The following is a 17,363-nucleotide window of genomic DNA, read 5'->3' on the forward strand; positions in this document are numbered from 1 at the left end:
ATCCTTTCCGGCAGCCCATCACAAGCCTGACAGCGCACCCCGCCGCAAACGATCGTTTACGGCGCAGCCGAGAACGAGGTCTCGCAGAGCCCTCCGTAAGACGTCAGTCGATACCCGGTATCGGCGGGGAGATTCGGCGAGCGATGTCGTAACTCGGTCGCTGGTTAGAAGTGCCCGAGCCCTTTGCCGATCATGCTCACCCCAAGAACCCGAACGAGCACCGTCATGACGGTGGTGTTGTTCCTCACGAGTCATCTTCACGACATCGATCGTCGCCGGAACGATCTTGTGCGTCTCGATGAAACGTCATTAGCCTCAGCACAACGACGCTGAGGAGCTTTGATGGACGCCACGACCCCCAAACCCGCGACCGACGCGACCAGGAAGGCCAACGCTGAGGCAGCGAAGCACCTCCCTTGGGATGACCGGCAGGACTTCGACGACGTGGCCCGCGGATTCATCGCCCCTCTCGCCGACCCGGTCGTGCGCAAGGAATCCGGCGCGCCGGTCATCAACCTCGCGGCCTGGGACTTCGTCAAAGAGTCCGACGACGCGCCCGACACGGTCCACCCGAGCCTCTGGCGTCACGCGCAGGTCAACAGCGGTCGCGGCCTGTTCGAGGTGACCGACGGGATCTACCAGCTCCGCGGCATCGACCTGTCGAACATGACCATCGTCGAAGGCGACGAAGGAATCATCGTCATCGACCCCCTTGTCGGTAACGAGACCGCCGCCGCAGGCCTCGCGCTCTACCGAGAGCACCGCGGCGTCCGCCCCGTGAAAGCCCTGATCTACACACACAGCCACGCCGACCACTACGGCGGCTCGCGCGCCATCGTCAGCGACGACGACATCGCCGCCGGCCGCACGGTCGTGATCGCCCCGGACGGGTTCCTCTCCGAGGCCGTCTCCGAGAACGTCTACGCCGGTACCGCGATGACTCGCAGGGCCCTGTACATGTACGGTCCTCTGCTGCCGATCGGCGAACGCGGACAAATCGACGCGGGCCTGTCCTCAGGCGGAGGCGCAGGCTTCTCATCCAGCCTCGTGCCGCCCACCGACACGATCGCCACCACCGGCGAAACGCGCGTCGTCGACGGCGTCGAGATGGTCTTCCAAATGGCACCCGGCACGGAAGCGCCCTCCGAGTTCCTGATCTACTTCCCCGCTCACCGCGCCCTGTGCACGGCCGAGGACGCAACCCACGTCATGCACAACCTCCTCACCCTCCGTGGAGCCCAGGTGCGCGACGCTGCCACCTGGTGGAAGACCCTCAACGAGACGATCCACCTGTTTGGCGCGGACACCGACGTCGTGTTCGCACAGCACAACTGGCCCCGCTGGGGCACGGAATCGATCATCGAGTTCCTCGCGAATCAGCGCGACCTGTACAAGTACATCCACGACCAGGTCCTCCGCCTCACCAACCTCGGCCAGACACCTGTCGAGATCGCGGAGCAGATGGAACTCCCCGCCGCTCTCGACCAGCAGTGGTACAACCGCGGCTACTACGGCTCCCTCAACCACAACTCCAAAGCCGTCTACCAGCGCTACATCGGCTGGTACGACTCCCACCCCGCGCACCTGCACCCGCTCCCACCGACCGAGGTCGGCGCCCGCTACGTCGAGTTCATGGGCGGCGCTGACGCCGTCGTCGAGAAAGCGAAAGCCTCCTTCGACAAGGGCGACTACCGCCGGGTCGCAGATGTCCTCACGCACGTGGTGTTCAGTGAACCCGACCACCAGGCAGCCCGTGAGCTCCAGGCTGACGCCTTCGAGCAGCTCGGATACCAGTCCGAGAACCCGACGTGGCGCAACGAGTACCTGATGGCCGCTCTCGAGCTGCGGAACGGTGTCAGAGACCTCGGCACGCTCAGCCTCGCCACCCTCGACGTGCTGAACTCCATGACGCCGGAGATGATCTTCGACTTCATGGGCATCAAGCTCGACGGCCCCGCCGCTGCCGACCGCCGGTCCACCCTCGACTGGGTCATCAGCGACGCTGGAGCCGACGGCGTCACCTACGCACTCGAACTGCGAAACGGCTGCCTCATCTACACCCCCAACACCACCTCCGCTACCGCCGACGCCACCGTCACATCGACCAAGAGCGAGCTCGCTGCTCTCGTGTTCGGAAGCACCGACCTCGACACCGCCCTCTCAGACGGATCGGCGAGCGTCGAGGGCGACCCGGCCGCGGTGAGGACGCTGTTCGGCCTCCTCACCGCATTCCCGCTCTGGTTCCACATCGTCGAGCCATAAACCAACCTCGCACGTCACCGAACGGGCGGAACCACCTTCTTGTGGCTCTGCCCGTTCGGCCTGTTACGGCAGCCCCTGCACGGCTGAGTCGTCGTCGACGATCGATGGGGCTGGGAGCGGTCCGGTCTTGAGATCTTGCCGCGGGATGCTGTCGTTCAGGATCCATGGTCTAACGCGAGGTCAGAAATTCCTCGAGGGCGAGGCGTCGCCGAAAAGGCGATCCACCGAAAACGATCGTTTCCGGCAGGGTCGATGACCCTGCCGCCAATCACAGGTCCGACACCTCTCGTGAGCATCAGACACGTTTCGTGAGACGTTGCGCCAACTACTGAGAATCCGACACCTTCCGTGAGAACGGACATCTGTTGTCCGATCTCACGAAAGTTGTCGGCTGGTGAGACAGAGCAGCCCCGGAAAGACGGGTGGCTGATGCGGCGCCGAAAGCGCCCGTTGTCTCACGAAACTTGTCGGTAATCGCGTCTCAACCCGTCCTGCCTAAAACGTCGAGCGGACGGTTTCGGCGCGGCAGGTTCCGGCAGGGGGTTTCGGTCGGCGCACGGCTGTGGACTTTGCCGCTCTCTGGCAGTGTTTTTTGATCGCTCGTTGGCGGGTGCGTCGGGCTCGGTAACTGGCTGAAAGCAGAGGGTTGTTGACTCTCTGCTTTGCTCGGTTAAAGCAGGGAGCCGAGGTCGGAGCCGAGGGAGGGGTAGGTGGCGGTGGTGGATTTGAGTTGCCGGGTGGTGAGGCCGAGCTTGATGGCGATACCGAAGGTGTTGATCAGTTCGGAGTAGCCGGGGCCGAGGAGGTGTGCGCCGAGGATCTGGTCGGTGTCGGTATCGATGATGATCTTGGCGGCGGCGGTGGTCTCGGCGACCCGGTAGGTGGAGTACCAGTTGCTGGTGTCGGTAAAGCGGACGGCAGTGTTGTGGCCTTCGGCAGCTTCTTCTTCGAGGAGACCGACCCGGTTCAGTTCCGGGATGGTGAATACGGTCGTGGGAACTCCGGTGTAGTCGGGCGCTGTCGTGGTGCCTTTCAGCATGTTCGAGGCCGCGACTTTACCCTCAAACACGGCGACCGGCGTCAGGGGCCGTCCCGCGGTGTTAGCGGCGTCTCCTGCCGCGTAGACGGCGGGATTGGTGGTGCTTTGCAGGTGTCCGGTGACGGTTACTCCGTGTGAGCTGCTCGCGATGCCGGCAGCGTCCAGGTGGAGGCTTTCGAGGTTCGGGACGCGGCCAGCACCGTGGACGACGAGGTCCGCGTCAAGGCGGGTGGTCGTGCCTTTGGTGTCGACGTTGAGCTGGAATCCGGAGGGGGTTGCCTCGATGGCGGTGACGCTGGTGTTTCGGTGGACGCGGATGCCGGCTTGTTCGGTGCGTGAGGTCAGCAGCTCCACCAGGTCGGGGTCGAATTCGCGCAGGGGCCGCGGGCCGCGGTCGATGATCGTGCAGTGCGCGCCGGCTCGGGCGGCGATGTGGGCAAATTCGAACGAGATGAACCCGCCGCCGATGAACACGATCCGCTGCGGTAGGGCATCGAGGTCGAGGAACTGGGTGCTGTCGATGAGGTGCTCCGCGCCCGGGAATGTCAAAAGCCTCGGGGTGGCCCCGGAGGCGATGAGGAACCGCTCCGCCTCGTGGGTGGTGCCATCGATGGTGATGGTGTTCGGGCCGGTGAACTCGGCGTGACCGTGGAAGGTGGTGGCACCGTTGCCGGTGAGTTCGTCTTCCATGCCTTTTGGTACCCCGTTGGTGAAGCCGCGCTTGCGCTGCATGAGTGCCGACCAATCGACACGGAGGCCAGCTTCTGTGATGCCGGTGTCGTTCATCAGCCGGGCGGCATCGACGATTTCGGCGCCGCGGCGAAGGATCTTTTTCGGGTCGCATCCCCGGAGAGCGCAGGTGCCGCCGTAGGGGAGCGCGTCGACGATCCCGACCCGCCAGCCTTGTGCGGCGCACTTGTTCGCAGCGGACGTGCCAGCCATGCCGGCACCGATGACCAGCAGGTCCAACGCGTCACTCACCGGGTGCCCGCTTCGACGTTCACGATGGCGTCGCGGATCTGCTCTGTCGTGGGGGACCCGGCAAGACCTGCTGGTGTCAGATACACCCGGCACGACAGGCCAGGCGGAGCCTCCGGCACGGGAAACAACGGCACACCGTCGGCCAGGAGAGTCGGGGAGCCGCGGAAGTCGACCGTTTCCGCTTCCGCTTGTGTCTCGATGAGCTGCCGGCTCACCGTGATGTCGGATCGTTCCGCCGTGATCACGGCGAGGCGCTCCTCGGTCGTCTGCCAGTTCGGGCACCCATCGAAGTACTGCAACGTGATCTCCATCCAACGACCGTAAACGTTTCAGCCCGGTACAAGGTCAAGTGGTGTGATGGTCACATGCGCATTGGAGACCTCGCCGCGGCCACGGGCGTCAGCACTCAAACCCTTCGCTTCTACGAACGCGAGGGCCTCCTGCCGGCCCCGAGCCGACAAAGCAACGGATACCGGGTCTATGACGACGGGGTCGCTTCCCGGGTCGGGTTCATTCGCGCCGCTCAAACCGCCGGACTAACGCTGTCCGATATCGCCGGGGTTCTCGCCCTCCGGGAGGATGGGCAGGCCCCGTGCTCACACGTGCATTCACTACTCACTGGCAAACTCGGTGAAGTCAGAGCCCGCCAACAAGAACTCGCCCGCCTCGAGAGAGCGCTCGTGGGCATGCTGACGACCAGCTCGGCCCTGGATCCAGCGACGTGCTCGGAGCGCAGCATCTGCCACGTCATCCCACAGCCGCTCCCGTAAGCCCGTCGTTGTCCGCACCAGCGGTCCGCCTCGAAAAGCTAAAGTTTTCCGAGGCACGCGAAACCCCTTCCGAGCAGCCGAGGGAAGTGGCGGATTTCCGGGACGCCATTTGTCTTGGAAACATGTCTTACCGCAAACTGTCTTTCCTTCGCCGCTTCTAGCAGTTATTGAGGCACAATGGTCGGGTGAGGCATCTCGGGTACACGCGGGTCAGTACGAGAAGCCAAGACGCGAAGTTGCAGGTCGACGCCTTGGTCAAATCCGGCGTGCAGGAGCGCGACATCTTCGCCGACGTCACCTCAGGTAGCCGAACCGCGATCTCCCGGCCCGGAATGAAGAAACTCCTCGACTACGCCAAGCCCGGCGACACGGTCGTCGTCTGGCGAGTCGACCGCCTCGGACGGTCCCTGATCGATGTTCTCAACACCGTGAAGCTCCTTCGGGAGCGAAACGTCCAGGTGCAGAGCATCTCTGATGGCATCGACCCGTCGACGACCTCGGGCCGGCTGATGCTGAACATGCTTGCCACTTTGGCTGAGTACGAGCGCGAGCTGATCACGGAACGGGTGAATGCCGGGATCACTGCTGCTCGGCAAGGCGGCACGAAGTTCGGCCGGCCCTTGTCGGATCCTGTCGTCGTCGCTGACAAACTCAAGCTCGTCACCGAGGCCAGGGCCAAGGGCCGGACCGCGGCAGATGCCGCGAAACTCGTCGGCTGGAGCCGAGCCACCCTCTACCGCCACCAGCAGGCCTTCGCGGCCCGCGAGAGCACCACCGTGTAAGTGACTCATGGACGCGGCCGAACGGTGGCGTGTTCTTCGGCTTCATGTCGAAGACCAGATCCCGCTCGCCGTCCTCGCCCGGGAGACCGGGATCTCCGCCCGCACCCTCCAACGCTGGCACCAGCTCTACCGCGCAGGCGGCATCGCAGCCCTCGAACCTCATGACCGCAACGACAAGGGGGGCCGCCGAACATCAGCGGAGACTGTCGCGTTCATCGAACGATTGGCGCTGACCCGGCCACGCCCAAGCATCGCCACCTTGCACCGGCTCGCCTCCGCGGAGGCGGAAGCTCACGAACTGCCGGTGCCGAGTTACGCGACCGTCCGCCAGATCGTCCAGGCACTCGATCCGGCCCTTGTCACGCTGGCACTTGAGGGACCGGTCTCGTACCGGGACAAGCACGAGCTCGTCTTTCGGCGCCGGGCGGAACACCCCAACCAGACGTGGCAGTCCGACCACACCGAGCTCGACATCCTCATCGTCGGCGCGGACGGGAAACCCGACCGGCCCTGGCTCACCACGGTCATGGACGACTACTCCCGCGCCATCTGCGGATACATGGTCTTCACCGGCGCACCCTCAGCCATCAACACCGCCCTCGCTCTCCGACAGGCGATCTGGCGGAAGACCGACCCGGCGTGGGCAATGTGCGGCATCCCCGAAATCCTCCACGTCGACCACGGCTCCGACTTCATCAGCCATCACCTCGAGCAGACCGCACTCGCCCTGCACATCAGGATCGTCCACTCCGCCGTCGGGCGACCCCAAGGCCGCGGGAAGATCGAACGGTTCTTCGGAACCATCAACACCGAACTCCTAGCCACGCTCCCCGGCCACCTCGGACCCGGCAGCCGAACACCAATGCCTATGCTCGACCTCGCAGGCCTCGACCGTGCCATCGGCGACTTCATCGGCACCTACAACGACCGGCCCCACAGCGAGCTGGGGATCTCACCCCGGGATGCGTGGGTCGCGGACGGCTGGCTTCCGCGGATGCCCGAGAGCCTTCAAGAGCTCGACGGGCTGCTCCTTACTGTTCCGAAGAACCGGGTCGTGCAACGCGACGGCATCCACTTCCAAGGCCAGCGCTACCTCGCCCCAACCCTGGCGCCGTTCGTCGGTCACACCATCACGATCCGGTACGACCCCCGGGACATCTCCGAGATCCGCGTCTACGACCGCGACACGTTCATCTGCACCGCCATCGACGAGGCCCACCCCAACCTCCGCCTCAGCCTCCGCGACATCGAAACCGCCCGCCGCGCCCGCCGCAAGCAGCTGCGTCGTGCAATCCACGATCGCATTCCGACCGTTGCCACCCGCCAGGAACCTCGCACCCCCGAACCGATCAAGCGGCGGCCACGGCTTCGCACCTACGAAGAGGACGAGTGATGAACCAGGCATTCATCGTCACCAAAGAACACCGACGCTTCACCGAGTTCGCCAACGCCGTCCGAAAGGAGAAAACCATCGGGATCTGCCACGGCGCCGCCGGCGTCGGGAAAACCAACTCCGCCCGCCGCTACGCGAACTGGGACGCCCTCGAGCCCTACATCAACGCGTGGGGACCGAGAGGCGATCACGACGCAAAGCACTATGCCCTGGCGAACCGATCCCGCACCGTCTTCTACACACCCGAAGTCCTCTGCCGGCCCAAGGACCTCATGCACGACATCGACCACTGGCAGATCAAAGTCGGACTCTGCGCCGACGAGCACCTCCGCTCCCTCATGCCCGACGGTGAAGTGGTCAGGCAGAACGACGTCACCCGCCTGGTCGAGCTCCTCATCATCGACGAAGCCGAACGGCTCACCCCGACCGCCTTGGAGCTTCTCCGCGACCGTCACGACCGCACGCATCTCGCGATGATCCTGATCGGCATGCCCGGTATCGACGAACGCTTCCGTCACTACCCCCAGCTCTACAGCCGCCTCGGCTTCTCACACCACTACCGCGCCCTTGGCCGGGAAGAGCTCCTCTTCGTTGTCGAACGCCACTGGAAGCGACTCGGCAGGACTCTCGACCCTGACGACTTCACCGACGCTCAAGCCATCGCCGCCATCGAACGCATCACCCGCGGCAACTTCCGCCTGCTCGAACGGCTCTTCCCCCAGATCAATCGCGTGCTGAAGATCAACCAGCTCGACACCATTACCGACGACGTCATTGAAGCCGCCGCGAGCATTCTCGTCATCGGCAACTAGCGACACGAAGCGATCACAGAACACCGCCAAAGAGCGGCAAACTCCACAGCGCACGGCCGGCGTGTCGTGTGGTCGGCCGGCGGCCTGGGAGGGGGCTGCCGGAAACGATCGTTTTCGGCAGCTCTCGCGTAAGGCTGAGGCGTAAGGTTGCCTGGTCGACCCGGACCCTGTCGACGGCGGTGATCCGGTCCGCTCGTCATGAGCGCGGTAGCCGGTCCACTTGTCGCAAGGGTGGTGCCGACGCCCCACTAATCGTCGAGACGGTCGAGAATCTCATTCATCTGGTCGATCTCTTCCTGCTGTGACGAGATGATCTGCTCACAGAGATCTTGGATCTCCGGGTCGCTGATGTCTGATTGCTCACACACCAGAATCGCTCGAGAGTGATGCGGGATCATGGAACGGAGGAACTGGTCGTTACCGACGAACGCTTCCGAGCGTCCCATGAAGAAGGCGACAAGGAAAAGCGCGGCGAAACCTACGAGCAAGCTGATGTTCGCGGCCTTGTTCGGGAACATCTTCCACATGACGATGACCATGATGATGCCCATGGGGAAGACCATCATCAGTGCCATGTAGAGGTTGCTGATGTTGAGGAAGAGATCGTCCAGGACGTTGATCATCGCAAACGTGAGGAAGTACATCACAACGAAGCTGAGCGATAGCGAGACGGCGAGCTTAAGGTAGCTCGACATCCCGCCCTGATTCTTCCCCTGGGAGTGGCCGGCCGGCGGGCGTGAACCGTTGTCGGCGTGCTGGCTTGTCATAGCGACTCCAGCAGTGCAACGCACGCCTGTTCGCAGCGTCGGCATGCTTCAGCGCAGATCGTGCAGTGTTCGTGCATGGTGTGCTGTTCACATTCGTTAGCACAGCTCAGGCACGCCGCTCGGCAAGCTTCGAGCGCGGCACGGGTGACGCTGGCGTCGTGCCCGGTGCGACGGGAGAGGATCCGGGCGGTGGTTATGCAAAGGTCTGCACAGTCCTGGTTCGCGCGAATGCACTTGATTAGGTCAGCAACCATGTCCTCGCTGAGGCAAGCGTCGGCACATGCGGTGCAGGCTTGCGCGCACGCGAGACACGCGTCGATGCAGTCGACGAGCTTCTTCTGATCAATTCCGCCCAGATCTTTCGGATACGTGCTGAGCATTTCTTCGGTGACGGTCATGAGAGAACTCCTTTCGTGAGCCACGAAAGTACGCTCGCATCGCCCGCGCACTGAGGCCCTTGAATACCCCGCTGGGGTCTGGTAACCCGGTATTGATATGCCGCCGCGCTGCGCAGATCAGCCTGTGAGCTGAACAGAGTCGGCGACCACGTTCGCCTAGCGGGAATAGAAGCGAAAACATTGAGTTAGATACCCCCAGGGGGTATGCTCGAGGCATGAACGGGTACGACGGAAGCAAGGACGACCTGCGCAAGCGGTTGAATCGCGTCGAAGGCCAGGTGCGGGGGATCTCCCGGATGGTTGATGAGGACAAGTACTGCATCGACATCCTCACGCAGGTCTCTGCGGCGACGAAGGCCCTCGAGACGGTGGCGTTGTCACTGCTCAGTGATCACCTGAGCCACTGTGTCGCGGAAGCGAGTGCGGAGGGTGGGGAGGTCGCGGCCGAGAAGGTCCGTGAGGCTAACGAAGCGATTGCTCGCCTGGTTCGTTCATGACCACACGTCTGTCTAACTGAAGGAGAACACCATGACTGATCGCATTGAGCTCGGGCTGAAGGACGCGAACGCTGGTTGCGCATGCTGCGCTGTCCCATCGAACACGGAGACATCGGCGCCTGTTGATGCCGCGGTGACGGCGGAGGTGCTTGTCAACGGGATGACGTGCTCGCATTGTGCGTCGAGCGTCACTGAGGAACTGGGCGCTGTCGAAGGCGTCGAATCCGTCACCGTGGATCTGAACGCGGGCGGCACCTCCCGGGTGACGATCCACAGCACCACCCCGGTCGACCCCGCTGCCGTGAAGAGTGCGGTGGAAGAGGCCGGCTACGCCCTCGCAACCAGCCAGCCCTGAGTTGCATCTGTCGGCGTCCGGCTTACCCCGGGCGCACCTGAGCAAGGAGTCCCCGATGAGCCAGCACGACGAACACACCGATCACACCGCGCACCACAACCACACGGCGGCCGCCACAACGGAGCACGACCACGCGGCGATGAGCCCCGAACCGGCTGCACCGCACGAACGCACCGGGCACGGTGGCCACGATGGCCACGAGGGTCACAGCGGGCATAGCGGCCACGGGGATCATGTGGGGCAGTTCCGGCGCCTGTTCTGGATCATGCTGCTCCTCGCCGTGCCGGTGGTCGGGCTCTCCATGATGTTCTCGATGATCCTGGGGTACTCGCTGCCGGACGCGGCGTGGGTCGCGTGGGTGTCGCCGGTTCTTGGAACGGTCATGTACGTGTGGGGCGGGGCACCGTTCCTCACCGGCGCCGTGAGCGAACTCCGTGCCCGCAAACCGGGGATGATGCTGCTGATCGCCCTCGCGATCACCGTGGCGTTCCTCGCCTCGTGGGGGGCGAGCATCGGGCTGCTGCACCACGAGCTGGACTTCTGGTGGGAGCTGGCGCTCCTGATCGTGATCATGCTGCTCGGTCACTGGATCGAGATGCGCTCGCTCGCCCAGACGACGTCGGCATTGGACTCCCTCGCCGCATTGCTGCCCGACGAGGCGGAGAAGGTCGACGGAGACACCACCGTCACCGTCGCACCGGCTGATCTGCAGGTGGGGGATGTCGTTGTGGTGCGCCCCGGCGGGCGGGTCCCCGCGGATGGGCGGATCGTGCAGGGCTCGGCCAGCATGGACGAGTCAATGATCACCGGCGAATCCCGCCCGGTTCGCCGCAGCGATGGTGATCCGGTGATTGCCGGCACGGTCGCCACCGACTCCGGGGTGCGGGTAGAGATCACCGCTATCGGCGAGGACACCGCTCTCGCGGGTATCCAGAAGCTGGTCACGGAGGCGCAGAGTTCATCGTCGCGGGCGCAACGACTCGCGGATAAGGCAGCGGGGTGGCTGTTCTGGTTCGCGCTCGGCGCTGCCGCGATCACCGCGATTGTCTGGACTCTCGTCGGCCAACCCGACGCGGCGGTGATCCGCACCATCACGGTGCTGGTGATCGCCTGCCCGCACGCGCTGGGTCTCGCGATCCCACTGGTCGTGTCAATCGCGACCGAACGCGCCGCCCGAGGGGGCGTGCTGATCAAGGATCGGCTCGCCCTGGAGAGCATGCGCACCGTCGACACGATCCTGTTCGACAAGACCGGCACGCTCACCAAGGGCACCCCCGCCGTCACCGCGATCGACCCCGTGTCCGGCACCGATTCTGACCAGCTGCTGGCGTGGGCGGCGGCCGCGGAAGCGGACTCCGAGCACCCCCTCGCCCGTGCGATCGTCAACGCAGCGAAGGAGAAGAACCTCACCGTTCCGCGCTCGACCGATTTTGAATCCTCCCCCGCCGTGGGGGTGCGTGCCCGTGTCGACGGACGTGTCGTGCAGGTCGGTGGCCCGTACATGCTCGAGCAAGAACACGCCACCGAGCTGCCGGTGGCCGACGAGTGGCGCGGTGAGGGTGCGATCATCCTCCACGTGCTCGTTGACGGTCAGGTGACGGGCGCGCTGCGCCTGGCGGATGAGATCCGGTCCGAGTCGCGTCACGCGGTCGATGCGCTCCACGAACGGGGCGTGCAGGTGGTGATGATCACCGGTGACGCCGATGCGGTCGCCGCGTCCGTCGCCGGCGAGCTGGGTATCGACCGGTACTTCGCCGGGGTCCGTCCGGAGGACAAGGCCTCCAAGGTGAAAGAACTGCAACACGAAGGCCGCAAGGTCGCGATGGTCGGTGACGGCGTGAACGACGCCCCCGCCCTCGCCCAGGCGGACGTGGGGATTGCGATCGGTGCCGGAACGGACGTCGCGATTGCCTCAGCGGGTGTCATCCTCGCCAGCGACGACCCTCGATCGGTGATCTCCGTGATTGAGCTGTCGCGGGCGAGTTACCGGAAGATGAAACAGAACCTCTGGTGGGCCGCCGGCTACAACCTGCTCTCCGTCCCCCTCGCGGCCGGTGTGCTCGCCCCCGTCGGATTCGTGTTGCCGATGTCCGTCGGTGCGGTGCTGATGTCACTGTCCACGATCGTTGTCGCGCTGAATGCGCAGTTGCTGCGACGGCTGAACCTCAGCCCGGACGCCGTCGTCGACAAGTAGGCGTCAGGGGCGGCGGCGACGTACCCTGGAAGAAAGGGAGGTGGGACAGTGTTGATGACGATCGCACGGCGCGTGCAAGACCAGCGCACCCTCACCCGCACCCTCCTGACCGTCGTCGCCGTCGCCTTTTCCGTGATCTTCGGGCTTCTGGCGATGCACTCGATGAACACGCACACCATGCCCTCCGGGCACAGTGAGACCATCGCCGTCGCACCCGCGCATGCCGATGCTCACCCCGCACACGCCTCTGGCGACGCCGCAGCGGTGGACGAGGCGGGGTGCGCCACGTGTTCTGACGATCACGGCATGGCGTGGATGGCCTGCGTTCTCGCGCTCCTCATCGCTGTCGTGCTGCTCGCCCGGCCGTCCGCCTGGTGGCGAACCGTCGCACATTCCCCGGGAACGCCCGTGTCCCGCCTACATCTCCGGGATGCGCTGCATCCGCTGCGGCCTCCGTCTCTCACCGTTCTCTGCATCAGTCGCACGTGATGGCAGGCGCGCCCGCTTTCCGCGGGTAACGCCCTCGCCCAGCCTCTCTCGCTGGGCACCATCATCGACTCTTGGAGAACCCCATCATGAAGACCCGGTTTGCGGCGACAGCCGCACTCACCCTCGCCGCAGTGCTTGGACTCGCCGGCTGCGCCGGTACCACCTCCGGCGGCGACATGCCCGGCATGAACCACGAAAGCAGCACCTCGGCCCCGGCGTCCGCGGACGCCAACGACGCCGACATCATGTTCGCCAGCATGATGAAAGAGCACCACGCCCAGGCCATCGACATGTCCGACATGCTCCTTAGCAAGGAGGGTGTCGACGAACGTGTCGTCGCTCTTGCGAAAGAGATCAAGGCCGCGCAGGAGCCCGAGATCCAGAAGATGGACCAGTGGCTCGAAGAGTGGGGCGCTGATACCTCCGACATGGAGGGCATGGATCACGGCGGTGGCATGATGTCGGAGGATGACATGCAGGCTCTCGAGGATGCCACCGGTGCGGACGCCAGCCGCCTGTTCCTCGAGCAGATGATTCAGCACCACGAGGGTGCCGTCGAGATGGCCCAAGAAGAGGTCGACAACGGCCAGAACAGCGACGCGGTCGCTCTGGCCGAGACGATCATCGAGGCGCAGACCACGGAGATCGCCACGATGAAAGATCTCCTCGCCACACTCTGATCTACCTTCGGGGGTGCGGCGCTCGCCCGCACCCCCGAACTGGCCATCTCGCAGTAACCCACGCCACCGCGCTGGTGCCCTGTCGCGACTCTCATTCGCGTACCGCTCGCGCACCCGCATGCATTTCTTCAAGTCGGAGTCTCATGAACCGCCACTCGCCCCTACCCGCTTTCGCGATCGCTCTCGTAGCCGTCGCCCTCACCGGCTGCGCCGTGCCGCAGGCCTCCGGCACCAACGCGGTCCCCCCCGTCATCCAACACATTCACGGTGTTGCCGCTGACCCCCGCGGTGAGGACCTCTTCGTAGCCACCCACGGAGGGCTCTTCACCCTCACACCCGAAGGTGCGATCGCCGGTCCCATCGGAGGCCACGATTTCGATGCGATGGGCTTTACCGTCCTCGACGACGCCCTCTTCGCATCCGGACACCCGGGCACACAGACACCCGCAGAGCTCGGCTCCCCGAACCTAGGTGTCATTCGCAGTGACGACTTCGGCGAGTCGTGGTCACCGATCGCGCTCACTGGCAGCACGGACTTCCATGTCCTCACCGCCGGACCGGACGGCACTCTCTACGGGATCGCGTCCGATGGCGTCGATCTGCTCATCAGCACTGACGACGGTCTCGAATGGACCCGCGGCGCAACGCTTGCCGCGGCAGACCTCGCCGCCAACGGCGACGGTCTCTACGCGGCCTCAGAAGAAGGACTGCTCCTCAGCACCGACAACGGCGCCACCTTCACCCCCATCGCCGACGCCCCCCTGCTCTACACACTCGACGCCAAACCCAATGGCTCGCTCGCAGGAGTCGGAACCGACGGTGCCCTCTGGTCACAGAATACCGAAGGAACATGGCAACGCCTCGACGCGCTTCAAGGGGCCGCTCAGGCCTTCACCGCGATCGATGACGAACGCTTCATCGTTGTCGACGACCGCGGCATCGTCCAGATCACAGCAGACGACACAACCATCCTCGCCCCCGCCCGGTAGAGAAAGCCACCACCAGAACGGCCACCCATGGTCCCCCGCCGCAATCCCTTCCGACGCATATCCGTCTTCGTCGCGTGCGCCACAGTCCTCGCCCTACTTCTCGCCCTTGCGAGCTTCTACCTCATCGGAGCCATATTCAGATGACCCGCCACCCGTACCCTGCTCCTCTCAGACCACAACGAGACGTTCCTGCTCAACCAGTCACGCCCACCAGCCGCCTGTCCCCGCGGCTGCGTCACGATCGTCTCGTACGTGGCGGGGCCATCCTCCTCCTGGTCGCCGTCGCACTGATCGCAGCTCATCTCCTCATCGACACAACCGTCCCAGACCAATGGTCATTCTGGGCATACACGCTTGGAAGCTACGAAACAGCGTTCATCCTCGCGATCGTCGGACTGGCGCTCGTGCTGCGTGAACCCCCCGGGAGGCGCGGATGAATCTCAATGACTACTGGACCAACGCCTTTTGGTCCGTCATCCCCACGATCGCCGTCGTCGCGGCATTCTGGTTCGTCCTGCGGTCCATCGTCAGAGCCGACCGCAGCGAGCGATAAGCACACGCCAAGATCGAGCAACAACTCCGCGCGGAACGAAACCAACCACGCCAACTCGCATCGACAGACGACGAGCGAGGGCAGCCAGATCAGCTACCTGAACGCCGGAAACGCCTGCCGAAAGCAGATACCGGCGGGCGTTAGCGGCGAGCGTCCGGTGACGTGTAACGCGAGTTCGCCGGAAACGATCGTTTCCGGCGTGGTCGCCGCGTCAAAGAATTCATATCGGAGCGGATCGCCGACCGCGAGTGCCTCATCAACGCTGCCACTGCCGAGACTGAACATGAACACCCCTCGTTGAGTGCTACTAAGGATGTCTGCCTGATGTGAGCTAGCGGAGAACTCTCGTCTCAGCGTCGGAAAAGGCTCCCCCGATGACGGCGTCGGCAATCCGCCGGCAATCCGCTTCGTTTCTATAGCCTCGTCCCCCGTCGGTGGCGATGACGTGGCCCTGGGATGTGAGCTTCCATGCCCACTTACCATCGGGCCGCTTGTAGATCAGGCGCACAGCCGCCATATCTCCTCCTCACGTCGTGCCATAAGCGTAGATGTCACGGAATGCGCGTTTCACCTTGATAAACCGAGGTTACTTCTCGTCGGCGGAGATCTCCGTTGCATGTTCACTGGACGGTTGCGGTTGGCGGCTGCGGAGCATCTGGAGGATGCCGAGTCCGACACCGATTCCGAGGGCGACGTCGGCGATATTTCCGATGAAGAGGTTGCCATAGGCGAGGAAATCGGTGACGTGACCGCGGGCGAACCCGGGAGGGGCGAAGAGGCGGTCGATGAGGTTCCCGGCCGCTCCACCCCAAACAAATCCGATGGCGACTGCCCACGTTGTGGATGTCGCCCGCCATGCGGCGTAGAACAACGCAATTACGGCTACGGTTCCGATCACCGTGAACACAAAGGTGCTGCTTGAGCCGAAAGACATAATGGTGCCGGGGTTGAAAGCGAGCTGCATGCCGAACAGATCACCGACTAGCGGAGTGCGCTCTTGCTCGCTCAGTTGCGCAAGCGCCAGGGCCTTCGTGCCCTGGTCGATGACAGCCATCGAGAGTGCAACCAGGCACGCGGTTACCAATCTTCGACTACGATCGCCCCTCAACGTGGGTCCCACACTTAGAAGTTATTGCGACGGTGGAGGGTACCCGTACCCGCCTGCGACCGTGGAGGCCGGCCGGGATCTAGCAGTGCTGTGAACACGGAGCGGTGCGTCCTTTGTTAGTGAAGCGGCGTTGATCGTCAGTTGAGGCCGGAGTATGCATGCAGGCCCTTGAAGAACACGTTCACGATCGTGAAGTTGAACAGCACTGCGGTGAAGCCGACGATCGACAGCCATGCCGACGGGTTGCCCCGCCAGCCGCGGGTCGCCCGCGCGTGGATGTAGCCTGCGTACAGCACCCAGATCACGAACGTCCAAACTTCCTTGGTGTCGAATCCCCAGTATCGTCCCCAGGAATCGTTGGCCCAGATTGATCCGGCGACCAAGGTGAACGTCCAGAAGATGAACCCGACGATCGCGAACCTATAGGCGAGGGACTCCAGCGTTTCGGCGGTCGGGAGCGTGCGCAGATATCCCGCCCCGGCCATCTTCGCCGCCTCGCCTTTCGCCGCGATCCGTCGCTCGCGTCGGGCCTGCATGAGTTGTGTGGCTGATAGTCCGCAGGAGATGGCGAAGAGGGCGGTGCCGAGGGAGGCGACGAAGACGTGGATGACGAGCCATACGCTCTTGAGTGGATCCATCAGAGGGGTTATCTCGACGTAGAAGGCAAGGGTCGCTCCCCCGAGCAGTAGCGCGACCATGCCGATGAGGAACGAGCCTAGGAAGCGTAGGTCGTACCGGCGGAGTACGACCATGTAGACCGCGACGACCAGCAGGGTACCGGTGAGGGCGAACTCGTACATGTTCGCCCACGGGACCCGGTCTGCGGCGATCCCTCGCCCTAAAGTGCCAGCGAGGTGAAAGATAAACGCGAACCCGGTCAGGACAGTGCCGATGCGCGCCCAGAGCAGACGTTGCCGCTGGCCTGGCCGGGTACGGACTTCGTTCAGTGTTGGGCGTTCGTCGTCGGTATCGTGCGCCTTTGCTTCGCCGTTGGCGGCCACGAGCGCGGGTACCCGTTGGACCTCATCGCGGCGCACTGAGCGTTGGGCAAGGTCGATTGCGTAGGCGACGAACGCGAGCAGATATACGGCAATTGCGGTCCACACCAACAGCAGAGCGATGCCGTCCATGGTCAGGGATTCGGGTTCAGGCATCAGTTTCTCCTCGGGCGGAACGGGGGCTGGAGTGGAAGTGCCGATGGCTGATTCCAGCCATCGCGAAACCGGTGATCGCACCAAGTGCGATCACCGTGGTGAACGGGTAGAACGCCCCGCAGGCCTCGCATTCGAAGTCG

18 protein-coding genes are annotated in these 17,363 nt (G+C 64.2%); 11 read left to right on the forward strand and 7 right to left on the reverse strand.

What is annotated here, in order from left to right; genetic code table 11:
• Nucleotides 1-342 precede the first annotated feature (342 nt).
• Nucleotides 343-2,262 carry an alkyl/aryl-sulfatase gene (locus tag LVJ59_RS07680; protein WP_232762578.1) on the forward strand — a complete coding sequence of 640 codons (1,920 nt, stop codon included), beginning with the start codon at nucleotides 343-345 and terminating at the stop codon, nucleotides 2,260-2,262.
• Between the two features lie 670 nt (nucleotides 2,263-2,932).
• Here LVJ59_RS07680 and LVJ59_RS07685 read toward each other — a convergent pair.
• Nucleotides 2,933-4,282: an NAD(P)/FAD-dependent oxidoreductase gene (locus tag LVJ59_RS07685; RefSeq protein WP_232762579.1), complete on the reverse strand. Its 1,350-nt coding sequence runs from the start codon at nucleotides 4,280-4,282 to the stop codon at nucleotides 2,933-2,935.
• The gene (locus LVJ59_RS07690) at nucleotides 4,279-4,593 is read right to left on the reverse strand and encodes a thioredoxin family protein (protein WP_100812219.1); all 315 of its coding nucleotides are present in this window, start codon (nucleotides 4,591-4,593) and stop codon (nucleotides 4,279-4,281) included. The genes LVJ59_RS07685 and LVJ59_RS07690 overlap by 4 nt, the downstream gene beginning before the upstream one ends.
• Nucleotides 4,594-4,647: 54 nt before the next feature.
• On the opposite strand from LVJ59_RS07690, the gene LVJ59_RS07695 reads away from it, so the two are divergent.
• The 4 genes from LVJ59_RS07695 (at nucleotide 4,648) to LVJ59_RS07710 (ending at nucleotide 8,039) form a co-directional block, all read left to right on the forward strand.
• Nucleotides 4,648-5,052 carry a heavy metal-responsive transcriptional regulator gene (locus tag LVJ59_RS07695; RefSeq protein ID WP_232762580.1) on the forward strand — a complete coding sequence of 135 codons (405 nt, stop codon included), beginning with the start codon at nucleotides 4,648-4,650 and terminating at the stop codon, nucleotides 5,050-5,052.
• 185 nt (nucleotides 5,053-5,237) lie between these two features.
• Nucleotides 5,238-5,834 (forward strand): recombinase family protein, encoded by a 597-nt coding sequence (locus LVJ59_RS07700; protein ID WP_100812217.1) that lies wholly within the window; start codon nucleotides 5,238-5,240, stop codon nucleotides 5,832-5,834.
• 7 nt (nucleotides 5,835-5,841) lie between these two features.
• Complete coding sequence (locus LVJ59_RS07705; RefSeq protein WP_033105409.1) at nucleotides 5,842-7,227, forward strand: Mu transposase C-terminal domain-containing protein; 1,386 nt, start codon at nucleotides 5,842-5,844, stop codon at nucleotides 7,225-7,227.
• Entirely contained in the window at nucleotides 7,227-8,039 is an 813-nt protein-coding gene (locus tag LVJ59_RS07710; RefSeq protein ID WP_206477256.1) for an AAA family ATPase, read from the forward strand. The genes LVJ59_RS07705 and LVJ59_RS07710 overlap by 1 nt, the downstream gene beginning before the upstream one ends.
• A 248-nt stretch (nucleotides 8,040-8,287) precedes the next feature.
• Here LVJ59_RS07710 and LVJ59_RS07715 read toward each other — a convergent pair whose 3' ends face one another.
• Both LVJ59_RS07715 and LVJ59_RS07720 read right to left on the reverse strand, forming a co-directional pair.
• The gene (locus LVJ59_RS07715) at nucleotides 8,288-8,806 is read right to left on the reverse strand and encodes a DUF305 domain-containing protein (RefSeq protein ID WP_200838872.1); all 519 of its coding nucleotides are present in this window, start codon (nucleotides 8,804-8,806) and stop codon (nucleotides 8,288-8,290) included.
• Nucleotides 8,803-9,204: a hypothetical protein gene (locus LVJ59_RS07720; protein ID WP_058631433.1), complete on the reverse strand. Its 402-nt coding sequence runs from the start codon at nucleotides 9,202-9,204 to the stop codon at nucleotides 8,803-8,805. Before LVJ59_RS07720 ends, LVJ59_RS07715 begins: the two co-directional genes overlap by 4 nt.
• Nucleotides 9,205-9,419: 215 nt before the next feature.
• Between LVJ59_RS07720 and LVJ59_RS07725 the strand changes: the two genes are divergently transcribed.
• From LVJ59_RS07725 to LVJ59_RS07750, 6 genes are all read left to right on the forward strand, one after another.
• Nucleotides 9,420-9,701, forward strand: coding sequence for a metal-sensitive transcriptional regulator (locus tag LVJ59_RS07725; protein WP_058631434.1), 282 nt, complete (start codon nucleotides 9,420-9,422; stop codon nucleotides 9,699-9,701).
• 31 nt (nucleotides 9,702-9,732) lie between these two features.
• On the forward strand, nucleotides 9,733-10,056 hold the full coding sequence (locus tag LVJ59_RS07730) for a heavy-metal-associated domain-containing protein (RefSeq protein WP_058631435.1): 324 nt from the start codon (nucleotides 9,733-9,735) through the stop codon (nucleotides 10,054-10,056).
• Between the two features lie 55 nt (nucleotides 10,057-10,111).
• Nucleotides 10,112-12,250, forward strand: coding sequence for a heavy metal translocating P-type ATPase (locus LVJ59_RS07735; RefSeq protein ID WP_374199047.1), 2,139 nt, complete (start codon nucleotides 10,112-10,114; stop codon nucleotides 12,248-12,250).
• Between the two features lie 54 nt (nucleotides 12,251-12,304).
• The gene (locus LVJ59_RS07740; protein ID WP_232762581.1) at nucleotides 12,305-12,739 is read left to right on the forward strand and encodes a DUF6153 family protein; all 435 of its coding nucleotides are present in this window, start codon (nucleotides 12,305-12,307) and stop codon (nucleotides 12,737-12,739) included.
• Nucleotides 12,740-12,825: 86 nt separating this feature from the next.
• Nucleotides 12,826-13,419 carry a DUF305 domain-containing protein gene (locus LVJ59_RS07745; RefSeq protein ID WP_210697702.1) on the forward strand — a complete coding sequence of 198 codons (594 nt, stop codon included), beginning with the start codon at nucleotides 12,826-12,828 and terminating at the stop codon, nucleotides 13,417-13,419.
• Nucleotides 13,420-13,562: 143 nt separating this feature from the next.
• A complete protein-coding gene (locus LVJ59_RS07750) occupies nucleotides 13,563-14,408 on the forward strand; it encodes a F510_1955 family glycosylhydrolase (RefSeq protein ID WP_058631439.1) in 846 nt (281 codons plus the stop codon).
• 646 nt (nucleotides 14,409-15,054) lie between these two features.
• Here LVJ59_RS07750 and LVJ59_RS07755 read toward each other — a convergent pair.
• The 3 genes from LVJ59_RS07755 to ccsB form a co-directional block, all read right to left on the reverse strand.
• Nucleotides 15,055-15,246 carry a hypothetical protein gene (locus LVJ59_RS07755; RefSeq protein WP_136054584.1) on the reverse strand — a complete coding sequence of 64 codons (192 nt, stop codon included), beginning with the start codon at nucleotides 15,244-15,246 and terminating at the stop codon, nucleotides 15,055-15,057.
• Nucleotides 15,247-15,547: 301 nt separating this feature from the next.
• Entirely contained in the window at nucleotides 15,548-16,015 is a 468-nt protein-coding gene (locus LVJ59_RS07760) for a signal peptidase II (RefSeq protein ID WP_058631443.1), read from the reverse strand.
• A gap of 191 nt (nucleotides 16,016-16,206) precedes the next feature.
• A complete protein-coding gene (gene ccsB, locus LVJ59_RS07765; RefSeq protein ID WP_058631444.1) occupies nucleotides 16,207-17,223 on the reverse strand; it encodes a c-type cytochrome biogenesis protein CcsB in 1,017 nt (338 codons plus the stop codon).
• Nucleotides 17,224-17,363: the final 140 nt, after the last annotated feature.

Origin of the sequence: Microbacterium sp. KKR3/1, from assembly GCF_021272365.1 — a bacterium.
Taxonomy (GTDB): Bacteria; Actinomycetota; Actinomycetes; order Actinomycetales; family Microbacteriaceae; genus Microbacterium; species Microbacterium aurugineum.